Origin of the sequence: Pseudomonas sp. 28 E 9, from assembly GCF_900004785.1 — a bacterium.
GTDB lineage: Bacteria > Pseudomonadota > Gammaproteobacteria > Pseudomonadales > Pseudomonadaceae > Aquipseudomonas > Aquipseudomonas orientalis_A.
The window spans coordinates 38,452-57,455 of the sequence record NZ_CVTK01000016.1 but is presented as its reverse complement, the minus strand read 5'-3'; the positions used below and the strand labels follow the sequence as shown (position 1 = coordinate 57,455).

Below are 19,004 nucleotides of genomic sequence, written 5' to 3'. Positions count from 1 at the left end.
GGAGCTTTCTCGATAATCAATGGGCTGTTGGATTTCTAACGGATGAAGCGTTCGGCCGGGGGAATCAATACCTATAGTCCAGCGTCACCATCAAGTTGCGTGGTGCGCCATAACCCACAGTGTCAAAATCGCCCTTCTGCAACGCGTACTTCTTATCGAGCACGTTGTTAACGTTGACCGCTGCGGTGATCTTCTTCGTGATCGCGTAGCGCCCCAACAGTGATACCAGCGCATAGGAACCTTGTTCCCCACCCAACGAACTGGTGCCTGTATTGGGCGCCTGGTAGAAGCGGCTTTGCCATTTCACGCCTGCGCCCAGCGTCAACCTGCTCCACTCTCCGGGCAACTGGTAGGTGCTGAAAAGCTGGGCAGTGGTGCGCGGTATTTGCGAATTCAAGCGGACGCCATCGCCATCTTGAGCCGTGAAATGGGCGATGCCTGAATAGATGTTCCAGCCACGCGCCAGTTCGCCCTGCAAGTCCAACTCGATCCCGCGCGACTTCGTCCCATCCGAGCCCATATAGGCTTGGGCACCACTTGGCGTACGGGTTCCTGCGACGATCTGTGCAGCGTTGTCCAACTCGGTCTCGAACAAGGCCACCGACGCATTCAGACGTCCGTCCATGTAAGCGCCTTTGAGGCCGACTTCCCTGGTTTTTCCCTTTGTCGGCGTGAGCACGTTGCCCCTGCTGTCGCGATAGTCGGTTTGCGGATTGAATATGCCCGTATAGCTCACGTAGGCCGAATAGGTCTTGTCGATGTCGTAGATCAAGCCGGCATACGGGGTGAATTCACTGCTCTTCTTGTAGTGCAACGACGAGCCGCCGACGGCGTCGTCGATTTCGTAGTTGCTGAAGCGGCCGCCGACAATGAGTTTCAGAGGCTCGGCCAGCGAGAAGCGGGCTGCGCTATAGACACCGCTCTGTTTGATCAGGGTGCGGGTCGGTATCGAAGCCATGGCATCGAAGTTGGGGCGGGGAAAGGCCGGGCTCAGTTGATAGACATTGACCGGCGTGAAGCCTGCATAGAACGGAGCGATAGCTTCCTGGCTGGCGGTGCGGCGCGAACTGGTCGCCCCCACCACCAAGTCATGCTGGCGGCCAAGCAGTTCGAAGGGGCCGCTGGCCATCACGTCGAAGGTGTTTTGACGGCTGCGACCTTCGGACGCCAGTGCCACCGGAAAAGCCCCGTTGGGAAAGGAGCCCAGCCCCGTGGCGCGATCGGGGCGACCGACCAGGCCGAGCAGTTCGGCATCGAATTGCGTGCGGTATTGATCAGCGACGGCCCGCAGGTTCCAGCCGTTGTCGAAGCGATGCTCGACCTCGGCAAACGCCGTCTTGAGGGTGTTGTCCCAATGGCTCCAGTTCTGCGCGTAGTTCTTGGAGCGTGAATACTCCGCCTGCGTGCCGTCGCTGAACCATAGCGGTAAACCTCCCCAGGTGGAGCCCTTCGGTGTGATGTCCTGGTAGTCATAGCCCAGGCTGACCGTGGTGTCGGGTGTCAGATCTGCCTCAATGATGCCGTAGAACGCCTTCCTCTGGGGCTTGTACCCATCCATGTACGAGTTTCCTTCCTGGGATGTCCCGACCATGCGGGCGCGGATACGGCCATCCTCGGTCAACGGAGTCGATACGTCGGCCATTTCCCGGTGGGTATCCCAGCTCCCCGCACCGAGCGAGGCGGACGCCGAGAATTCGCGGGTTGGTCGTTTGCGCACCAGGTTGATGGCGGCCGAGGGATTGCCGGTGCCGGTCAGCAAGCCGGAGGCGCCGCGCACGACCTCGACACGATCGTAGAACGCAGTATCGAGGGAGCCGATGCCGCTCCCGTTGACAATGTCGCCGACGACGGTGGGTATGCCGTCGTACTGAACGTTGTTGATCAAGAAACCACGCGAATAGAAACTCGTCCGTTCGCTGTCGGATTGGTACGACGAGACGCCTGTGGTGTTATCCAGTACGCCTTGCACCGAGTTCAATTGCTGGTCGTCCATGCGTTGGCGGGTGATCACCGTCACCGACTGCGGTGTTTCCCGCAGCGACAGCGGCAGGTGCGTCGCCACCGACGTCTGGCCGGTGGTGTAGGAGCCAGTACCTTCGGTGGTTGCCGTATCCATGGGGGCTGTTACGGTGATGGCCGGCAAGGCTATCTTTTCTTGATACGTCCCCTCAGCCCTGGTTTGAATCTGCCCCGGCTCGGCGGCGAATGCGCCCTGGGCACTCATGAGAACTGCTGCCGCAACTGCCGAGCCCAACACGGTGCGGGACGCGTTCCTGCTTGCGCCTTTGTACGGACCATCCAGATGAGGATAGCCAGCGGGCTCTGCCCTCCAACCACTTGGCCAACTGGACTGATCAACTGTTGCCATGATGAACATCAACAATACTCATTTGTATTTAGATGTTGCATTTAACAACGGACACACGGGTGCTTGATGGCGAAATCAGGCCAGATTGTTATTCAGTCAGGCCAAGCGAGATGCTATGTGGAGTGCAAGGGCGGTCATTTGTCCCGAGCCTGGATAGCTCGATCCATCAGGGTAAAATTTCATTGGGTAGTATGATGCTGGGCACTGAAGCAAGCGCTGCGCCGCTGATGCGATCCGAGAGGTATCGTGCCGGAGGTTTGCCCACCGCCTTGCGGAACATGGTTACGAAACCGCTGGCGTTTTCGTATCCCAACTCCAATGCCACCGTTTGCACGCTTTCACCCTTGGTCAAATGTTGCAGCGCAAGGATCACATGCAGTTGCCGACGCCAGCGCCCAAAGCTCATCCCAATTTCATGCAGCAGAAGACGGCTCATGCTTCGCTCGCTCATGCCAATTCGAGTAGCCCAATCGGCCTTCGAGGTTTTGTCCGAGGGGGCGGCCAGCAGCATTTCCACAAGGCGGCGCAATCGGGGATCACGCGGCATGGGCAGATGCAAGTCTTCCACCGGTGCCGCCACCAGCTCGTCGAGCAATGCAGCAATCAACCGGTCTTCCCGTCCCCCTGGCGCGTATAACTCAGGAAAACCGGCCACCTTCAGTAGCAACTCGCGTAGCAAAGGCGATACCGAAATCGTGCAACAGGTTTTCGGAAGGTCCGGTGCGGCGTCTGGCTCAACGAACAGGCAATAGCATTCCGTTTCACCCGCTCCACGCGCCGCGTGCGGCAAGTCTCCCGGTATCCATATGGCGCATTGCGGCGGCACGATCCAGACACCGTCGTCAATCTCACAGTTGAGGATTCCGCGTAGGGAGTAGATCAACTGCGCTTTGCGGTGCTGATGCCTCGCATTTTCCCAGTCTTTTGTTACCCATGTGGCACTGAAGGCCACAATAGGTCGAGAGATGCTGTCGACGTCCCAAGGCACAATTAGATCGGTAATTGCGATGCTGGACATGTTGTCTCTTAGAGCCCCGGATTGAAGATGAGGCGTTGGCCTAATCGGAAAATACTATGACCAACCTGCTCAATAAGGTCTAGCCATTCCTAACGCTCGGGGACTGGCTCCTCCTGGAGGGAAGAGGGCAATTTCTCTGCGATGGGCAATCCCGGCTCCAACAGGCGCAGCGACAGGAACGATTTGTTGAAGGTGTTTGAGCCGTGACGGCTTCTGGCCCCGAGTGTGTAAAAACGCCTTCGCGAACTCTTGCTATGATTTCTGAGGATTTCATCGCAGGTATCGCCCATGAAGCGCTTTATCCAAGGTGAACATCGAGGCCAAGGCACCTTACTTCCCGAGAGCCTCGACGACTACGTCGGCGATACCAATCCGGTGCGGGTAGTCGACGTCTTCGTCGACGAACTCGACTTGGTCAATCTGGGATTTGAAGGTGCCATTCCAGCTGATACTGTAAAAACAGCGTTGACGTGTTCCAGGTCGCGACTGATGCAATGCGCAGCATTTGCCATGCGATCGTTCAGCCACGAACGTCAATGATCCAAGACGATGAGGCCTTGAGCGTTTTTACACACTCTGGGCCGATAGCTACCATACGCAACTGAACGCTTTCGCCCCAAAAAAGCGGTCCCTAATCGCCGAATAAAGGCTAAGAAACCTGATCACCTATCACTATGATGGATGCTCCGAAGATTACGTGAGATAGCCGGGTAACCTCAGCCAATGCGCGTAATGGGGCAGGCAAATCGAATAGTTTCAGTGGATTCCGGGGACGGTATTGCAGCTCATACCCCCTCAACGCCTGGCGTGAATCGCGATGAACGTCCGACCAGTCGTAAGCAAAGAAACCACGTTTAGCAAATTCAACGAAAGCGTTTGCACCAGCCCGGGCAGTGGCCCGATCTACATCGGACACTTTCGGTAAGGAAAGGACAAATTCTTCGGAGTTTTCGACGGAGGGTATCGCGGAATCAGGAACTGGTCCGGGGCCACCTGTAGTGAAGAGCGCAACCTGTCCGAGCGCGTCGGTAGCGACCCATCCAACGTCAAAGTCCTGAAGAGCGAAGGGAGCCATTATTTGCACCTACTTTTGAAGAGGGGACGAGTTGATTTCCCAACTCTGCTTACCAGCCCAGAGAGTCTAAAAGTGCGTAGACAAATTCTCAAAGCGGGAAGAAATTCGAAGGATTTATTTTTCCAGCTTAAAGATCTGCTTCTGATCGATATCCGCTATCACCCTGAAACTCACGCACTATCTGCACAACCAGCGGCTTCACATATTTCTCAATGGTATCAATCTCTGGCGGATCATCATGGCGCCCCCCCTCCCCCTGATCAAAGGCCTGATAAAGCGAAAAAGCAGACTGCGGCATGTCATTGGTCATGCCCACATCAACGATGGCAGCGATGAGCCCGTTCATGACGCCATCGCAGAACTCGTAAGTCAGAGCCCCTGCCAAGTAGCCTTCAGCAACCGCTATGGATAGCTCGTTCAGCAGATTGCGGGGGGCCACGCCGAATTCCTCGCAGGTGGCAGCAAGATCATTCAACGTTAAACCGTAGGCTTCGGCTTCAACCAAAAGCTTACTGCGTTGGTTCTTTGTCAACCTCCCGTCCACGGTTCCCTTCCACGTTGCGGATGTCGTACCCGTGTCACTCATAATACTTCCCAGCCAGCAAAATGGCCGCACAGCGATGCCAAACATTGGGTATCGACCTATCCTCTTGGGCAAGTCGGGTGCACTGCATCGTGAACGGTCAACTCGGCTATCCAGGCTTTCAGGCCGGGGATGTGACGGGGAGTGACCGCTTCTGGCCGATTCTGTTGAAAAAGTCGGTCTGCCCAAAATGCCTGATCTTTGACTGGTGAAAACGACTTTTTTGCACGCTGCTACTTGAAATCCGAGTTCGGAATCATCTCCCAAAAGTAAAGATTTCAATCTCGGGCGCGTACTTTTCTGATGCGCAAACCATGGCCGACTGTTTTCAACAGAATCGGCCGATTTCTGCCGTTCGTGACGGGCAGTAATCGGTCTTTCGCGACCGTCTACAATTGACCCAAAACGGACAGATCGACCCAGAACTTGAGTCGATCTATCAATGCAGGTTAAAAACGCCAGTCCTCAGCATGAACGACACGACAGAATGGGCCCGCCAGGGTTGCATTGTGATGAGCGACGATACTTTCAGCCTTCAATGCGGGAGTGTCAGTGCAGCTATGACCATCGGCGATCAGTACTGCATCGAATCCAAGATCTTGTGCGGCGCGGCAGGTGCTATCGACACAATACTGGGTCTTCATTCCGGCAATAACCACGCCTTGAGAACCACAAGCCTTTAGTCGATCGGCCAGGTCAGTCATGGCGAAAGCGTTAGGTCGGCTTTTTTCGAAAATCACTTCGTCGCCTTGCAGCAACAGTTCCTGCACCAGTTGCGTCAACGGGCTTCCAGGTTCGATAGGCGAGCCGGGCGGCCCCACGTGGCGAGCAAGAAAAATTGGCGTGCCGGCCCTGCGGGCTTTATTCAACAGACTATTCAACGTATTTAGCAGCGCCTCACCAGCCCATGGTTTATCTGGGCCATGAAACAATCCAACCTGCATATCGAGAATCAACAGTGCATGCATAGTGCTTTTCCTTGCGTTTGGACCAGTGACACAAGGGCAAAAGAAAAGGCCCTCTCCATCACTGGCGGGCCTTTGAAGTTCGTGCGTTATTGGCTCACGACACCTCTCACGACCCGCCTTGGGCGGTCGTGGTAGTGGTGGTCGAGGCAATACGTAGCTGATTCATAAGTGGACAGTATCTGCACGGTGCTTGGTTGGCAAGGGGACAAGATCTGCGCGATGGCTACTTCTTGTATTGCTCATTGAGGTCCGCTTCTGGCCTATAGCAGCCTCTTGGGCATGTGTATGACCTTTAAGCAGGGCGTTCAACGTCTTCTATCCCCGTTGCTACAAATTCGCAAATTTCACTGGGTTAATTCCCCCAACGTGGCGGGTATGGTTGTCACCTAGGAAGCCACAACTGCATTCGCAGTGATCCTAGGTCTTTGTCGCTTCCAGGATTCTCCCCGCGTCCCTCGCTGGAGGTAATCCGAACACTCGTGCGTAATCTCGACTGAATTGGGTCGCGCTTTCATAACCAACCTCGAATGCCGCCGACGTGACGCTTTTGGCACTGGCGATGATCAGCATGCGCGCTTGCAGCAGGCGTACGCGCTTTTGATATTGCAAGGGGCTTAACGTAGTCACTGCCTTGAAATGACGATGGAACGCCGAGACGCTCATAGCCGCTCGCTGCGCCAGGCTCTCGACCCTGATGGGTTCGGCGTAGTCACGGCGAATCCATTGGATGGCCTGGTTTACCCTGGCCATGGCCGTGTCGGGCGCCGCGATCTCTCGCAACATCCAGCCATGAGGCCCTTGCAGCACGCGAAACAGAATCTCGCGCTCATACGCAGGGGCGAGTGCCGCGATGTCGTCAGGCTTGCCCATCAAGCGCAGCATCCGCACCCAGGCGTCCATCAATTCGGGTGTGGTAGCGGCGACCGAAAAGCCTGGATCGTGATCGTGTCGCCCGGCAGGTTTGGGCAGGTCCGCCAGCAGTGTCGAAAGCACCATGGGATCGAGTGTCAAGCTGATCGCCAGGTATGGCTCGCCGGTGACGGCAGGGTGGACAGCCCCCACAGCTGGTAACTCGATGGACATGACGAAATAGGTGGCCGGGTCGTACCGCAACGTACGGTCGCCCACCGTCATGGTTTTACTGCCCCGCAAAATCAGGTTGATCATCGGGTCGTAGACCGCAGCGAGCATGTGCTCCGGGATCTTGCCCTGGACCATCGCCACGCGCGGGATGCCCGTCTCGGTGCGACGGTTTTCAGCCTTGGCGGCGAGGGTGCGCAGTTCATTCAGTTGGCTGTTCATGCCGGGCATGCTGACGTGGCTTTGGTGCGCAGTGCAAGCGAAAAGCAGAAACAGGCAAGTTTGAAGCAGGAATCGTCGCGCTCACCAAGCCCCAGTCCCTTACCGTGGAGGCTCATTTAACGAGCAGCGGAGCATGATCATGAGCGTAATCGTCATCACAGGTGGCAGCCGCGGTATAGGTGCCAGTGCAGCGGAACACGTAGCGCAACGCGGCATGGGCGTCATCCTCACCTACAACGCTCACCCAGAGGCTGCGCAGGCGGTCGTGCAGCGCATCGAGCAGGCGGGCGGTAAAGCCGTTGCGCTCAAACTCGATGTTGCCGACGTTTCCAGCTTCCAGGGTTTTCGCAGCACTGTGACCACGGTCATTCAGGAAGTCTGGGGCACGACAGTGCTCGCAGGCTTGGTGAACAACGCGGGCTACGGTCTGCTCAATCCGCTGGAGTCAGTCACCGAGGCGCAGTTTGACGGCCTCTTTAATGTTCACCTCAAAGGGCCATTCTTCCTGACTCAGGCGTTGCTGCCACTGCTGGGTGAGCACGCCAGCATTGTCAATCTGACCAGCGCCACGACCCGCGTGGCCACCGCCGGGGTAGCGCCTTATGCAGCCTTCAAGGGCGGGCTGGAGGTGCTCACCCGGTACATGGCCAAGGAGTTCGGCGAGCGCCGTATCCGCGCCAATGCGGTTTCCCCAGGTGCGATTCGTACCGAGTTGGGCGGTGGGCTCAACGATGAGTTCGAAGACCTGCTGGCCGGGCAGACGGCACTTGGCCGGGTGGGTGAGCCCGAAGATGTTGCACGGGTCATCGCCATGCTGCTGTCGCAAGAAGGCGCCTGGATCAACGCCCAAAGCATCGAAGTCGCTGGCGGCTACATTATCTGAGAGGTGTCACCATGCTGGATCATATTTTCCTGTCGGTCAGCGACATTGCACGCTCTATAGCTTTTTACGAAGCGGCGCTCGCGCCGTTGGGCATCACAGCTCGATTGGACTACGACGGCTTGGATGGCCCGCCCGGGCATCCTGACCTGAAGGGGTTTGGCGCCAATGGGCGGATGTTCTTCTGGTTGCGCAACGGCGTCGTCGAAGGGCGGGCGCTGCATGTGGGGTTCGTCGCACACAGTAAGGCCGAGGTTGAAGCCGCCTATGCTGCGGCGCTAAACAATGGCGGTGACGACAACGGCGCACCTGGCGCGCGTTTGCACTACGATCCCGATTACTACGCCGCCAATGTGCTGGACCCGGACGGGTACAGCTTGGAATTCGTCTTCAAGAACTGGCAGCACGTCCAATGAACACACTTCTGATTTATGGCGCCACGGGCTATACCGGCCGCATGGCTGCCCATCGGGCCAAGGCACTGGGTCTGCCTTTCGAAATAGGCGGTCGCAATCGCCAGGCTCTGGTCGATTTCGCCGATCAGCTTGAAGTGCCTTATCGCGTGTTCGAGGCAGACGCCGATGCTGCGCGTTCGCTGTCGGGCATCAGTGTGCTGCTGAACTTCGCAGGCCCCTTTGCGCATACGGCTCCAGCTCTGATGGCAGCGTGCATCGTAGCCAAGGTCGACTACCTGGATATCACCGCAGAGATCAATATTTATCGGCTGGCCGAGCAATTAAGCATGCAAGCCGCCACGGCAGGAGTGATGCTGTTGCCCGGCGTTGGCTGGGATGTTGTTCCCACTGATAGCCTCGCGGCGCACGTTGCCCAGCGCGTCACGAATCCCCTGGCGTTGAGCATCGCACTCCAGGTACCGGGATCGATGTCCCGGGGGTCGGCGATGAGCGTTGGCGAGATCATCGGCGCGGGTGTGCTGGCGCGAATCGATGGCGGACTGATCTCGACCCCGGACGCCCAGCCACGCCATTTTGATTTTGGTGACGGCGAGGCCTTGTGTGTGCCGTTGTCATTCGGCGATTTGGTGACCGGTTGGCATACGACACGGATACCGAACATCGCGGTGTTTGTGCATATCTCCGGTGATGCGTTTCCTGAGGGTGATTTGTCACTGCTGCCCGATGGTCCCAGTGCTCAGGAGCGTGATGCCCATCGAGCCCGCGCTGTGGTCGAGGTGATAGCGGAAGATGGCAGCAGGGTGTGTTCGAGGATCGAGACGGTAAACGGATATTCCTACACACCGCTGGCGGCCATCGAGGCGGCGCGGCGCGTTCTGGACGGTGACCGACGCTCCGGCTTTGCAACGCCCGTAGGCGTTTTTGGTAACAGGTTCGCCGAGAGCATTCCCGGAACGGTCATCACCGATCTCTAGGTGCGATGCCCCGTTTTCACGAAACAGGTTTTGCCTAGGCCGCGGGCGGCAGTTTGAATCTTGCTGCATCGCGCGCCGGCGGCAGACCAAAAAGCCGTGCGTATTCGCGGCTGAATTGCGAAGCGCTCTCGTAGCCCACGGTGTAGGCAATCGAGGTGGCATCTCGCGTGTCGAACAGCAGCAACCAGCGTGCCCTCAGCAAACGCAGGTGCTTCTGGTATTGGATGGGCGTCATGGCGGTCACCGACTTGAAATGGCGGTAGAAGGCCGCCACGCTCATATCCGCCATCATAGCCAGCGGCTCCACGCGAAATGGCTCTGTGTAATGTTCGCGGATCCACAGGGTCGCCCGTCGGATTTGCGCCAGTCGACCCTCCGGACGCGCAACGTCTCGCAGCACCCCGCCCAGGGGGCCCTGCAATGCGCGGAACAGGATCTCGCGCTCGGCCATGGGACCCAGAACCGCAGCCTCATGGGGGTGATCCATCAAGCGCAGCATGCGCAACCAGGCATCGATCATCTCGGCCGGTGCCTGCACAGGTTCAAAGCAGGAGCCTCTGGAGGGCTTGGCGGTGCTGGGGTCTTCAAACAATAGCGTCGAGATCACCACCGGATCTAGGGTGAGGCTGACAGCGAGATAGGGTTGGTCGGTGGCGGCACTGTGAATCTGCCCCGTCGCGGGTACATCCACGGGTACCAGAAAATAGCTGCCCGCCACGTATCGAGATACGGCATCCCCTATCGACAGCGTCTTTTGCCCCTGAAGCACCAAATGCAGCATGGGCTGATAGACCTGGTCGGCGCATGCCTCGGCGCGGACCATTTGCACGCGTGGCAATCCCGTATCGGTCCATTTATCGTGTGCGCGCATCACGATGCTGCGCAGTTCTGCCATTGCTTTGTCCATGGCTGAGAAGATGATCTTGTTATCGGGACAGCGCAACCCGTGTGAGAAGAATAGGCAAGGATGTGCGAGAAACCGGCATACGGTGGAGCAGGCGGGGGGCGAATACTAGGGCACGTAGTTCGTTGCGTTCCGGCCAGAGACCGGTGGCGACGAGCCTTCAGTAGAACCCTGACTCATAGAAAATCAAACATGAAACTCGAAGGAAAAATCGCGGTAGTCACAGGCGCCTCCAAAGGCATCGGCGCGGGCATTGCCAAGGCACTCAGCGCTCAGGGTGCGACGGTCATCGTCAATTACGCATCCAGCCAGATCGAGGCCGGGGCCGTAGTCGCACACATCACCGAGCAGGGAGGCAGCGCCTATGCCTTACAGGCCGATATGAGTATAGGCGCCGATGTCGTGCGTCTGTTCGATACCGTAAGGGCTGAGCATGGAACCCTGGATATTCTCGTCAACAACGCGGGCTTGGCGGTGTTCCAGATGATCGATGACCTCACCGAAGAGGCCTTCCACAAACAGTTCAATCTCAACGTGCTGGGCTATCTGCTGGCAGTGCGCGAGGCGGTCAAGCTGCTAGGAGCGAGTGGGAGCATCATCAATATCAGTTCCATCCTCAGCACCGACCCCTACCTGGCCTCCAGCGTCTACTCGGCCACCAAGGGGGCGGTAGATACCTTGACCTTTGCTTTGGCGCGCGAGTTGGGCGTACGGGGCATCCGGGTCAATTCCATCCTGCCAGGGCATACCAATACGCCAGGTACCCACGGTAACTTTGCCGGAGAATTGGGCGAGAAGCTGCTGGCAGGAACGCCGCTAGGGCGCTTCGGTGAGCCGGAAGATATCGCTGCGCTTGCCGTCTTCCTCGCATCCGAGGATTCGCATTGGATCACCGGAGAGTCCATTCGCGCTTCGGGCGGCGTGCGCGGGGTTGGTTACTGACCGTTGCGATGAGAGGGCAACACGTGAGGCCACGCGTTGCCGGTGTCATTCAAGCCATCACTTGCGGGTGCGTCGCAAAACATTCGACCAGCCAATCGACAAATGCCCGCACTCGCACGCTCAGATGCCGATTGGGCATGTACACCACCGAAAGGGTATTGGCGCGCGCCCACCAGTCTTCCAGCACGGGAACCAGTTCGCCTGAATCCAGATGAGACTGGACCATGAAGCGTAATGTATGGAGCACGCCCAGCCCTGCAAGCCCGGCGGCCAGGTAGCCGTTGCTGTCGTTGACGGCCACATAGTTGCCGTCGATCACTATCTGCTCGTCACCTCGCACGAATTCGACCCGGTTGTGTTTGCCGGAGGAAGGGAATACGTACCGCACCACCGGGTGAGTGTTCTCCAATTGCGAGGGATGGCAGAGCGGTTCGCGCGCAGCGAGGTAGGCAGGGGCCGCATAGGTGACGAATTCCACGCTGCCCAAGCGACGGGCGATCAGGGAGGAGTCGCGAAGATCACCGCCGCGAATGACACAGTCGATGTTTTCGCTTGCCAGGTCTGCGGTGCGGTCGCTGGCATCTATTTCGATCTGGATGTTGGGGTAGTGGGCGTTGAAGGCTGCCAGTGCCGGTATCACCAGGTGCGTGGCAATGGTCGTGCCCATGTGGCGACTATGCAGCCAGCGTTTGGTGGGGCCGGATGCGGCCTACATTACGGGCGCAACGCTGAATGTGGATGGTGGGCAGAACAGCTGAGTTCGGAATGTGGGACGCTGTGGTGGGCGTGTGTGCTAACGGGTCATTTGCTGCTCTTTATCCAGCTCATGAGCAATGAACCGGCCCGCCGTCTGCGCGGCCTCGATCAGCCTTTTACGCGGCATTCCGTTACACGCCGCAGAAGATAGCCCGCGCAGGGTAATCGAAAGGTAGTCGGTAAGGCATTGGGCTTTTTCAGGCAGTGCCTGATCAAGATAATCCCGAATTACTTTGATTCCTCCGTCCGCCAACGTTTGCGCCATCTGGCGGGCCAACTCGTCGTCCGCGCGCATGCCCTCAGTGATCATACAGCCTCGCAGAACACTGTCCTTTCCATACTGCTTCGCCGCCGCGACCAGCAAGGCGGCGAGTGCTTCAGGCACTGGCCGGTGCGGCGCTAGCAGTTTGTCCAACGGTAAAGCGTGCTCGCGCGCATAGCGCTGCATGGCCTTCTCGAACAACTCAGCCTTGCTGCCATACGCGGCATAGAAGCTGGGCGGCTTGATATCCATGGCTTCGACCAGATCGGTGAGGCTCACCGCGTCGAAGCCGTGTTCGTGGAACATGGCTTGGGCGATGGCGACTCCAGCCTCTCTGTCGAAGGCAGGGCGGCGTTGGCGGATTTTGTCGGTCATGTTGATCTCGTTGGCGTGGTCGCGATTGTAGCGACCGCTATATGCCGGGGCAACTGTGCTGAGCTGAACGGTGAATTTATATAGTGGTCACTAAATATCTTGCTTCATGCTCTGGAGCTATATAGTGTTCGCTATATAAATTCATCCCTCCTCAGCATTCACTGGAGCATCAGCATGCAGTTTCAAGACAAAGTCGTTCTCGTCACCGGAGGATCCTCGGGATTGGGCCTTGCCATCGCCCAAGAACTGGCGGGGCAGGGGGCCACAGTGGTGATTACCGGGCGTCGGCAGGAGCAACTGGACGAGGCATTATCGAAGCTCGGGGAGCGGGCCAGCGCAGTGGTCGCGGACGTTTCGGTAATAGCCGACCTCACTGTGCTGTTTGATGCAATCAAGACCCGCCATGGTCGAATCGATGTGCTCGTCGCCAATGCAGGTATGGGCGAGATCGCTCCGCTTGGCAGCATCACAGAGGCCTACTTCGACCGCGTATTCAACACCAACGTCAAGGGTGTGACCTTCACCGTTCAGGGAGCGCTGCCGCTCATGGGCAAGGGCAGCAGCATTATCATCATCGGCTCCACAGCCTCCATTGATCCCGGTCCTGGCCTGAGCGTATACGGTGCAACCAAAGCTGCACTGCGCACGCTGGTCAGAAGCTGGACGCTCGATATCAAAGGCAGCGGGGTGCGTATCAACCTCTTGAGTCCGGGCCCCGTGGATACCCCATCACTGCGTCATATGCTCGCGGAACACGCTGAGGCGGTGATCGAGTCCTTGAGTGAAAAAAGCACCATCGGACGTATCGGCCAAGCTCATGAGATTGGCGCTGCCGTGGCCTTCCTGGCCAGTGACGCCGCCAGCTATATCAACGGTGTCGAACTGTTCGCGGATGGCGGAGCGTCGCAATCCTAGATCACTGGATCGCTGCGGACCTCGGGGTTTAACCGCAGGGTTGATCCCATTTCGTCCCCCGCCACAAGGCTGACAACTCGCTTATCAAAATCATTGTTCGTCTGACGCCATATTGGATTGCCGCCAAGGTCGTCTGCCGAGCGCATCAAACGTATGGCCGCCGCTATACATCATTCCTTTGTGGGCTAAGGCCCCGGAGAGAGTCATGACCTACTCACCAGAAATACTCGCACGTCTCGCCGCCGAGAGCGCCATTCACCGCCTTCACGCCACCTATATCCATCGTCTTGATAGCGGAGATTTCTCGGGTGTCGCCGAGGTGCTTCAGCATGCGGTGATTCATGTGCTTGGCAACGAGGCCTCTTCGGTTGAAGGGCTGTTGGGTTTCTTCGAGGCGGGCCTACAGATACATGCCGATGCTACGCCCCGCACGTGGCATTCGATCACCAATGTGCTGATTGATGTCGGTCCTTCGGGCGATAAAGCGAGTTCTGCGAGTTACTACACCGTGCATCAGCAACTCGACGGCTTTCCATTGCAGCCTATCTGCGCCGGCAAGTACATCGACCAGTTCGAGCTGCATGATGGGGAATGGCGGTTCACTCGTCGTGAGGTGACTTTGCGGTTTGCCGGCGACCTACGGCACCACGTCCAGGGGGCTCAAAGTGATGCGGTAGCCCAGACCTCCTGACAAGAAAACCGGCTCCATACCCGGCTTGTGAAGCGGCTCGGGTATGGGGGGCGGGCTCTTCAAGTTGGCAGCCTAAAGCCTTGCAAAAGGAAGAGCATCTTTATATTTCGAGGACTATCGCGATGAATAACAAACGACAGGCGCTCGTCACCGGCGCAAATAAAGGTATCGGACTGGCGATTGCCAAAGGGCTTGCCGAGGCTGGGTTCTTTGTCTGGATCGGCGCTCGCGATCGGAGCCGTGGCGAGCAGGCCGTTGCCCAATTACGTAATATCGGGCTCGATGCAGACCTCCTGGATCTTGACGTTGCGGTCGAAGACAGTGTGTATCGAGCAGCAGCGATTCTGTCCGAGCAAATCGGTGCGCTGGATATCCTGATTAACAACGCCGGGATCGCGGTTGACATGACCAAAGCACCCAGTGAGGTGCGAATGCAGGATATGAAAGCCGTTTACGAGGTCAATTTGTTTGGCCCGGTTCGAGTCACCCAAGCCTTCCTGCCCTTGCTGAAAAAAGCTGACCAGGCCCGGATCGTCATGGTGAGCAGCGGCGTCGGTTCGCTTACTTTGATAACAGATCCGACATCGATCTATTCGACCGTCAACCTTCTCGACTACACCTCTTCAAAAGTGGCCTTGAATGCCGTTACGGTCTCTTTCGCGAAAGAACTAGAGCCGCTGGGGATTAAAGTGAATGCGGTCGAACCTGGGCATGTGCGGACCGACCTCAATGGTAACTCGGGCATTTTGACGCCTGAAGAAGGGGCGGCGACAGTTATCAAAATGGCGCTGCTGGGTCTCGATGGCCCCACTGGTGGTTTTTTTGGAAGTCACGGTCGGCAGCCCTGGTAGTCGCGTGAAGGCCCGTCAATGCGAGTTGATGGTTCATTCGTGCCATGCCCGAAGAATTCACCAGTCCGCTTATGGCCGAAAGCTGCCGCATTTTGTGTCATTCGACGCAGCCATCAAAAGCAAATCGCCGCGTCGTCGTACGTGCGTACAACGACTCGGCGAGTAAAGTGTCTTTCGAGTTGGATGCTTGAAAATCAGCCTGTACACGGCATTTCGCGGTCGAGCAATCGGGCGATTAGCAGTACGCCCAGTTCGCTCAGTTGGTGTATCGCCATGGCGATGTCGCGGTGTTTGCCGTTGAGGTCTTCGGACAGGTCGAGCAGCAGGGTGCTGACGCTGGTGAAGGTTTCGTAGCTGTTGGTGATGAGGGTTTCATTGGTGGCATCGGCAGTGACGCGGAAGAGGGTGGTTGAAACAGTAGCCATTGTTAAGTTCCTTGCTTGGGCCACGGCCTCATCGCTACTAAACAATAAGGCGGTAGCTGTACGCAGGTTAGTAGACCGGTGGAACCTAACAAAACCGGCGCGCCCTGGGGCGCCCTACGCACAGCCACCATCAAGCACAGACGGGACGTCTGGTGGATAGAGCGTGTGCACTTGTTAGGTTAAACCGTGGGCTACTAAACCCGATCGCCGAGACATTCAGCGACCGAGCCACCTTAATCACGGCCATCCCAGCGCACAAGCCGGCGGATTCTGACCCATGCGTAGGCAAGGGAGCAAGGCGTTGCAGGGGGTTGGGATTTTTCCTGCGGGCCTCGGCATCAGGTCAGGTTAGCGACGCGCCAGACGCGCACGCCAGTCGCCCGCGTGTTGCAGGCGACAGTCTTCTTCGCAATCAAAATGCACGCAGCGCTCCATCGGCAAGGGTGGGATGCCAGCTTCGTGCAGCGCCGTGGCGGTCAGTTCGCGCATGCGTTTGTCGGCACCGCAACTGAGGGCGAGTGCCTTGTTGGCGCGGGTGTCGAATACCCAGGTCACGCGCAGGCTTTGGGGGAAGGCGCTGTAGTCGACGGTGTGGGTCAGCCAGTCGAAGCCCGGGATTTCGGCTTTGGCGGTTTCGCAGGCCTCGGTGAGGGCGGCGATCAGTTGCCGTTCGAGGCGGGCGCAGTCGCGTTTGGTCAGCGGCATCGGGGCTCCGGTTGTGCATGGTTGCGTGGGGCAGGCCCGGCCTTGTCCGACTCTGCTTTGTCGATCAGACGCGCCTTCAATCGAACGCGCTTGAGGCGAGGCAAGGCCGTAAAACATTTTTGGGGTGAATCAGCCAGCCGTTGGAATATGCATATACTACCGGCATTGTGAGCAGTAAAAATTGTTTCTATATAGAGAGGGTCGTTTGACGTCGATGAAGACAGCTGATCTGCTTGAGTATTTGAAAGAGACCAGTACCGAAATGACCCGAGGCAATATAGATGAAGCGATGCTCCTTCATTTCGATTTGATAATGGAACGCTATCGGAGCAAACCTTTTTTCTATAAAAACCTGTTGAAATATGACAGGTTCATGGTCGCGCTGTCTTTAATCGGCTTTGGCTACAAAGATGAACAAGTCCCCTTGTCCGAAGTTAAAGCTTTTTGCCAGAAACGCGGCTATATGTCTCGCAACAGTCTGGATGCCTATTTCTCCTTTCTAGTGGTCAGCGGCTATATGAGCGTTCAGCTCCATGTTCAAGATGGACGCTTGCGTTGTTTTCATCCCACGGATAAAACATTGCGCGATGCCACGCCGATCATCAAGTCATATTTATTGCCATCGCAGATGATTCTTCCTTACGACAGTTGGTTCCCGAGCTTGGCAACGTCCGTGGATTTATTACGAATCTATGCTCGGGGGTTTACCAGAATACTGGAGTCGGATTTCCTGCTTGATAAACTTTTACCTGAGGCAAAATGGATTCTTAATCGCGATGGCGGTCACTTGCCAATGCTCGCGCTGTACACGGATGCCTTGCGCAACGGGTCGCTGGAAACCGGTTACAAAGTGTCATCCTATGTGGAGCTCTCGCAATGTCTTGGCGTGTCAAAAACGCACATGCAACGCATGATCAAAGAGGGCGAGTTACAGGGCTACTTCAAATGCGATAAACGTCTGATTGTGTTGAGTCCGGCGTTTGTTGAGTTAATGAGGCGGGCCATGTCGATATGTTTCGCAATCACGCGGGTGAGTATGGAGTTGGGTGTGGCTGAGGAGCCGGTTAAGAATGGCTCTGTGGATACTTGCAGTTTGTTGAGGGCGTGAGCCCGATATAAGCGCCTTGTTTTATTCGGTCGTCCTCTCGAAAACAGTGTTAACCACCAGCATTGTCCTTTTTTACACTCGCTCATACCGGAGGTCAGTGTGTTCAATCGTCGAATCAAGAATGCTCTCCTTGACTGCCAGGAGGAACTGACGACGTCGCTGGGTACGCTCGCCAGCATCGAATCGGTCTTTCTCTCCATACGTGTTGATGGGGCTGGGCGAATTATATCGGCCAATCAGCGGTTTGCGGCGACGCTGGGGTACTCGCTGGAAAGACTGTCGAATATGACAGTAAGTGATATCACGGATGAGCCACGCAACGATTTTGCCCCGAACCTGTGCGCCATCGAACGGCAACGCTATCGTGCCGCCGACGGCCGTGCTGTGATGCTCGATATCGGTTGGATTATGGCGGCAAACCGTACATTTCAAGGCTACGGCGTCGTTGTGCCCCCTCCTGCCCAGGACGAACGGGAGGCTATCGAAATGTTCAGCGCGCTGGACCGTTCGATGGCGATGATTCAATTCAACCTTGCGGGTGAAGTCACTTATGCCAACGAGTCTTTCGTCCAGACCATGGGTTATAGCCTTGCCGAGATAGAGGGCAGGCATCACCGTATTTTCTGCCTGGCAGAGGACGTGGCTTCGGCGGATTACGCCGAGTTCTGGAAGACTTTAAACAAAGGCGTGTTTCACGCCGGGCGCTTTCGCCGGGTGGATAAAAGCGGAAACGTGGTGTGGTTGGAAGCCACTTACAATCCCATCAGGGACGCTGCCGGCCGGGTTTATAAAATAGCCAAATTCGCCAGCGTAGTGACCGCGCAAGTGGAGAAAGCCGATGGAGTCAAACGCGCCGCTACAATGGCTTATGACGTGTCGTTGGCTACCGATGTAAAAGCTAACAAAGGTATGGAACTGGTCGCGGACTCGGTACATGGTGCCCAAACTATTGCGCAACAGATGGCCTCAGTAAACGACAGCATGACCGCGCTTGAATCCCAGTCGCAGTTGATCGGTTCCATCGTTGACACCATCGGCGCCATTGCCACCCAGACCAACTTGTTGGCGCTTAACGCTGCCATCGAAGCGGCACGCGCAGGAGTACACGGACGAGGTTTTGCGGTGGTGGCGGATGAAGTGCGCAAACTCGCCGGCCGCACCAGTTTAGCCACGCAGGAGATTACGGGCGTAGTACGGGAAAACCGTGAATTGGCCGCTCAAGCCGCAGTGCGTGTCCAGTGCAGCAGAGACCAGGCTGACGTTTTGCTGAAATTATCCGAGCAGGCAGGCGTGGCAATGGCTGATATCCAACTTGGCGCCAGGCAAGTCGTGGAAGCCATTGGCAGGGTCACCAGCGACCTGGACTGAATTCTCAACGTGCTGCGCAGTAATGTTTACGTAGCCACCCAGTGTTATAGGCATGTTTCTGATTAAGGAGGGGGTTACCCGTCGAGGATCGTCTGCATCATGGATTAACGCTCGTCCG

General features: G+C 57.1%; 19 protein-coding genes and 2 pseudogenes. 11 read left to right on the top strand and 10 right to left on the bottom strand.

What is annotated here, in order from left to right; all coding sequences use genetic code 11:
* Positions 1-64: 64 nt before the first annotated feature.
* Together BFQ00_RS03185 and BFQ00_RS03180 are read right to left on the bottom strand one after the other, a co-directional pair.
* Complete coding sequence (locus BFQ00_RS03185; RefSeq protein WP_242527107.1) at positions 65-2,224, bottom strand: TonB-dependent siderophore receptor; 2,160 nt, start codon at positions 2,222-2,224, stop codon at positions 65-67.
* Between the two features lie 310 nt (positions 2,225-2,534).
* The gene (locus BFQ00_RS03180) at positions 2,535-3,386 is read right to left on the bottom strand and encodes an AraC family transcriptional regulator (protein WP_065932580.1); all 852 of its coding nucleotides are present in this window, start codon (positions 3,384-3,386) and stop codon (positions 2,535-2,537) included.
* A 288-nt stretch (positions 3,387-3,674) separates the two neighbouring features.
* Here BFQ00_RS03180 and BFQ00_RS03175 point away from each other — a divergent pair.
* Positions 3,675-3,851: pseudogene (locus BFQ00_RS03175) on the top strand (IS5/IS1182 family transposase); the annotation flags it as partial.
* A 737-nt stretch (positions 3,852-4,588) separates the two neighbouring features.
* Here the strand turns inward: BFQ00_RS03175 and BFQ00_RS03170 are convergent.
* From BFQ00_RS03170 to BFQ00_RS03160, 3 genes are all read right to left on the bottom strand, one after another.
* Complete coding sequence (locus tag BFQ00_RS03170) at positions 4,589-4,993, bottom strand: hypothetical protein (protein WP_065932595.1); 405 nt, start codon at positions 4,991-4,993, stop codon at positions 4,589-4,591.
* A gap of 500 nt (positions 4,994-5,493) precedes the next feature.
* Positions 5,494-6,012, bottom strand: coding sequence for an isochorismatase family protein (locus BFQ00_RS03165; protein ID WP_065887277.1), 519 nt, complete (start codon positions 6,010-6,012; stop codon positions 5,494-5,496).
* Positions 6,013-6,429: 417 nt separating this feature from the next.
* Positions 6,430-7,314 carry an AraC family transcriptional regulator gene (locus tag BFQ00_RS03160; RefSeq protein WP_065932594.1) on the bottom strand — a complete coding sequence of 295 codons (885 nt, stop codon included), beginning with the start codon at positions 7,312-7,314 and terminating at the stop codon, positions 6,430-6,432.
* Positions 7,315-7,453: 139 nt separating this feature from the next.
* Between BFQ00_RS03160 and BFQ00_RS03155 the strand changes: the two genes are divergently transcribed.
* The 3 genes from BFQ00_RS03155 to BFQ00_RS03145 are packed head-to-tail and all read left to right on the top strand — an operon-like array spanning position 7,454 to position 9,584.
* Positions 7,454-8,197 (top strand): SDR family NAD(P)-dependent oxidoreductase, encoded by a 744-nt coding sequence (locus BFQ00_RS03155; protein WP_065884211.1) that lies wholly within the window; start codon positions 7,454-7,456, stop codon positions 8,195-8,197.
* An 11-nt stretch (positions 8,198-8,208) separates the two neighbouring features.
* The gene (locus BFQ00_RS03150) at positions 8,209-8,610 is read left to right on the top strand and encodes a VOC family protein (RefSeq protein WP_065932578.1); all 402 of its coding nucleotides are present in this window, start codon (positions 8,209-8,211) and stop codon (positions 8,608-8,610) included.
* Positions 8,607-9,584 carry a saccharopine dehydrogenase family protein gene (locus tag BFQ00_RS03145; protein ID WP_065932577.1) on the top strand — a complete coding sequence of 326 codons (978 nt, stop codon included), beginning with the start codon at positions 8,607-8,609 and terminating at the stop codon, positions 9,582-9,584. Before BFQ00_RS03150 ends, BFQ00_RS03145 begins: the two co-directional genes overlap by 4 nt.
* A 34-nt stretch (positions 9,585-9,618) precedes the next feature.
* Here BFQ00_RS03145 and BFQ00_RS03140 read toward each other — a convergent pair whose 3' ends face one another.
* A complete protein-coding gene (locus tag BFQ00_RS03140; protein ID WP_083227287.1) occupies positions 9,619-10,479 on the bottom strand; it encodes an AraC family transcriptional regulator in 861 nt (286 codons plus the stop codon).
* 201 nt (positions 10,480-10,680) lie between these two features.
* On the opposite strand from BFQ00_RS03140, the gene BFQ00_RS03135 reads away from it, so the two are divergent.
* Entirely contained in the window at positions 10,681-11,430 is a 750-nt protein-coding gene (locus BFQ00_RS03135; RefSeq protein WP_065884166.1) for a glucose 1-dehydrogenase, read from the top strand.
* Positions 11,431-11,479: 49 nt separating this feature from the next.
* Here the strand turns inward: BFQ00_RS03135 and BFQ00_RS03130 are convergent, their stop codons facing one another.
* Positions 11,480-12,097: a LysR substrate-binding domain-containing protein gene (locus tag BFQ00_RS03130; protein WP_083208007.1), complete on the bottom strand. Its 618-nt coding sequence runs from the start codon at positions 12,095-12,097 to the stop codon at positions 11,480-11,482.
* Between the two features lie 126 nt (positions 12,098-12,223).
* A complete protein-coding gene (locus BFQ00_RS03125; protein WP_065932575.1) occupies positions 12,224-12,823 on the bottom strand; it encodes a TetR/AcrR family transcriptional regulator in 600 nt (199 codons plus the stop codon).
* Between the two features lie 174 nt (positions 12,824-12,997).
* Here BFQ00_RS03125 and BFQ00_RS03120 point away from each other — a divergent pair, with 174 nt between their 5' ends.
* The 3 genes from BFQ00_RS03120 (at position 12,998) to BFQ00_RS03110 (ending at position 15,280) form a co-directional block, all read left to right on the top strand.
* Positions 12,998-13,738 carry an SDR family NAD(P)-dependent oxidoreductase gene (locus BFQ00_RS03120; RefSeq protein WP_065932574.1) on the top strand — a complete coding sequence of 247 codons (741 nt, stop codon included), beginning with the start codon at positions 12,998-13,000 and terminating at the stop codon, positions 13,736-13,738.
* Positions 13,739-13,943: 205 nt separating this feature from the next.
* The gene (locus BFQ00_RS03115) at positions 13,944-14,429 is read left to right on the top strand and encodes a nuclear transport factor 2 family protein (protein ID WP_065884159.1); all 486 of its coding nucleotides are present in this window, start codon (positions 13,944-13,946) and stop codon (positions 14,427-14,429) included.
* A gap of 122 nt (positions 14,430-14,551) precedes the next feature.
* Positions 14,552-15,280, top strand: coding sequence for an SDR family oxidoreductase (locus BFQ00_RS03110; protein ID WP_065932573.1), 729 nt, complete (start codon positions 14,552-14,554; stop codon positions 15,278-15,280).
* 194 nt (positions 15,281-15,474) lie between these two features.
* On the opposite strand, the gene BFQ00_RS03105 is transcribed toward BFQ00_RS03110, so the two are convergent.
* Positions 15,475-15,705 carry a DUF6124 family protein gene (locus BFQ00_RS03105; protein WP_065932572.1) on the bottom strand — a complete coding sequence of 77 codons (231 nt, stop codon included), beginning with the start codon at positions 15,703-15,705 and terminating at the stop codon, positions 15,475-15,477.
* Between the two features lie 348 nt (positions 15,706-16,053).
* A complete protein-coding gene (locus tag BFQ00_RS03100; protein ID WP_065932571.1) occupies positions 16,054-16,410 on the bottom strand; it encodes a hypothetical protein in 357 nt (118 codons plus the stop codon).
* Between the two features lie 214 nt (positions 16,411-16,624).
* On the opposite strand from BFQ00_RS03100, the gene BFQ00_RS03095 reads away from it, so the two are divergent.
* From BFQ00_RS03095 to BFQ00_RS30285, 3 genes and pseudogenes are all read left to right on the top strand, one after another.
* The gene (locus BFQ00_RS03095) at positions 16,625-17,518 is read left to right on the top strand and encodes a helix-turn-helix domain-containing protein (RefSeq protein ID WP_065932570.1); all 894 of its coding nucleotides are present in this window, start codon (positions 16,625-16,627) and stop codon (positions 17,516-17,518) included.
* A 99-nt stretch (positions 17,519-17,617) separates the two neighbouring features.
* A pseudogene (locus BFQ00_RS30290) lies at positions 17,618-18,334 on the top strand (PAS domain S-box protein); the annotation flags it as partial.
* A gap of 45 nt (positions 18,335-18,379) precedes the next feature.
* The gene (locus BFQ00_RS30285) at positions 18,380-18,886 is read left to right on the top strand and encodes a methyl-accepting chemotaxis protein (RefSeq protein WP_370671201.1); all 507 of its coding nucleotides are present in this window, start codon (positions 18,380-18,382) and stop codon (positions 18,884-18,886) included.
* The last annotated feature ends 118 nt before the right edge of the window (positions 18,887-19,004 follow it).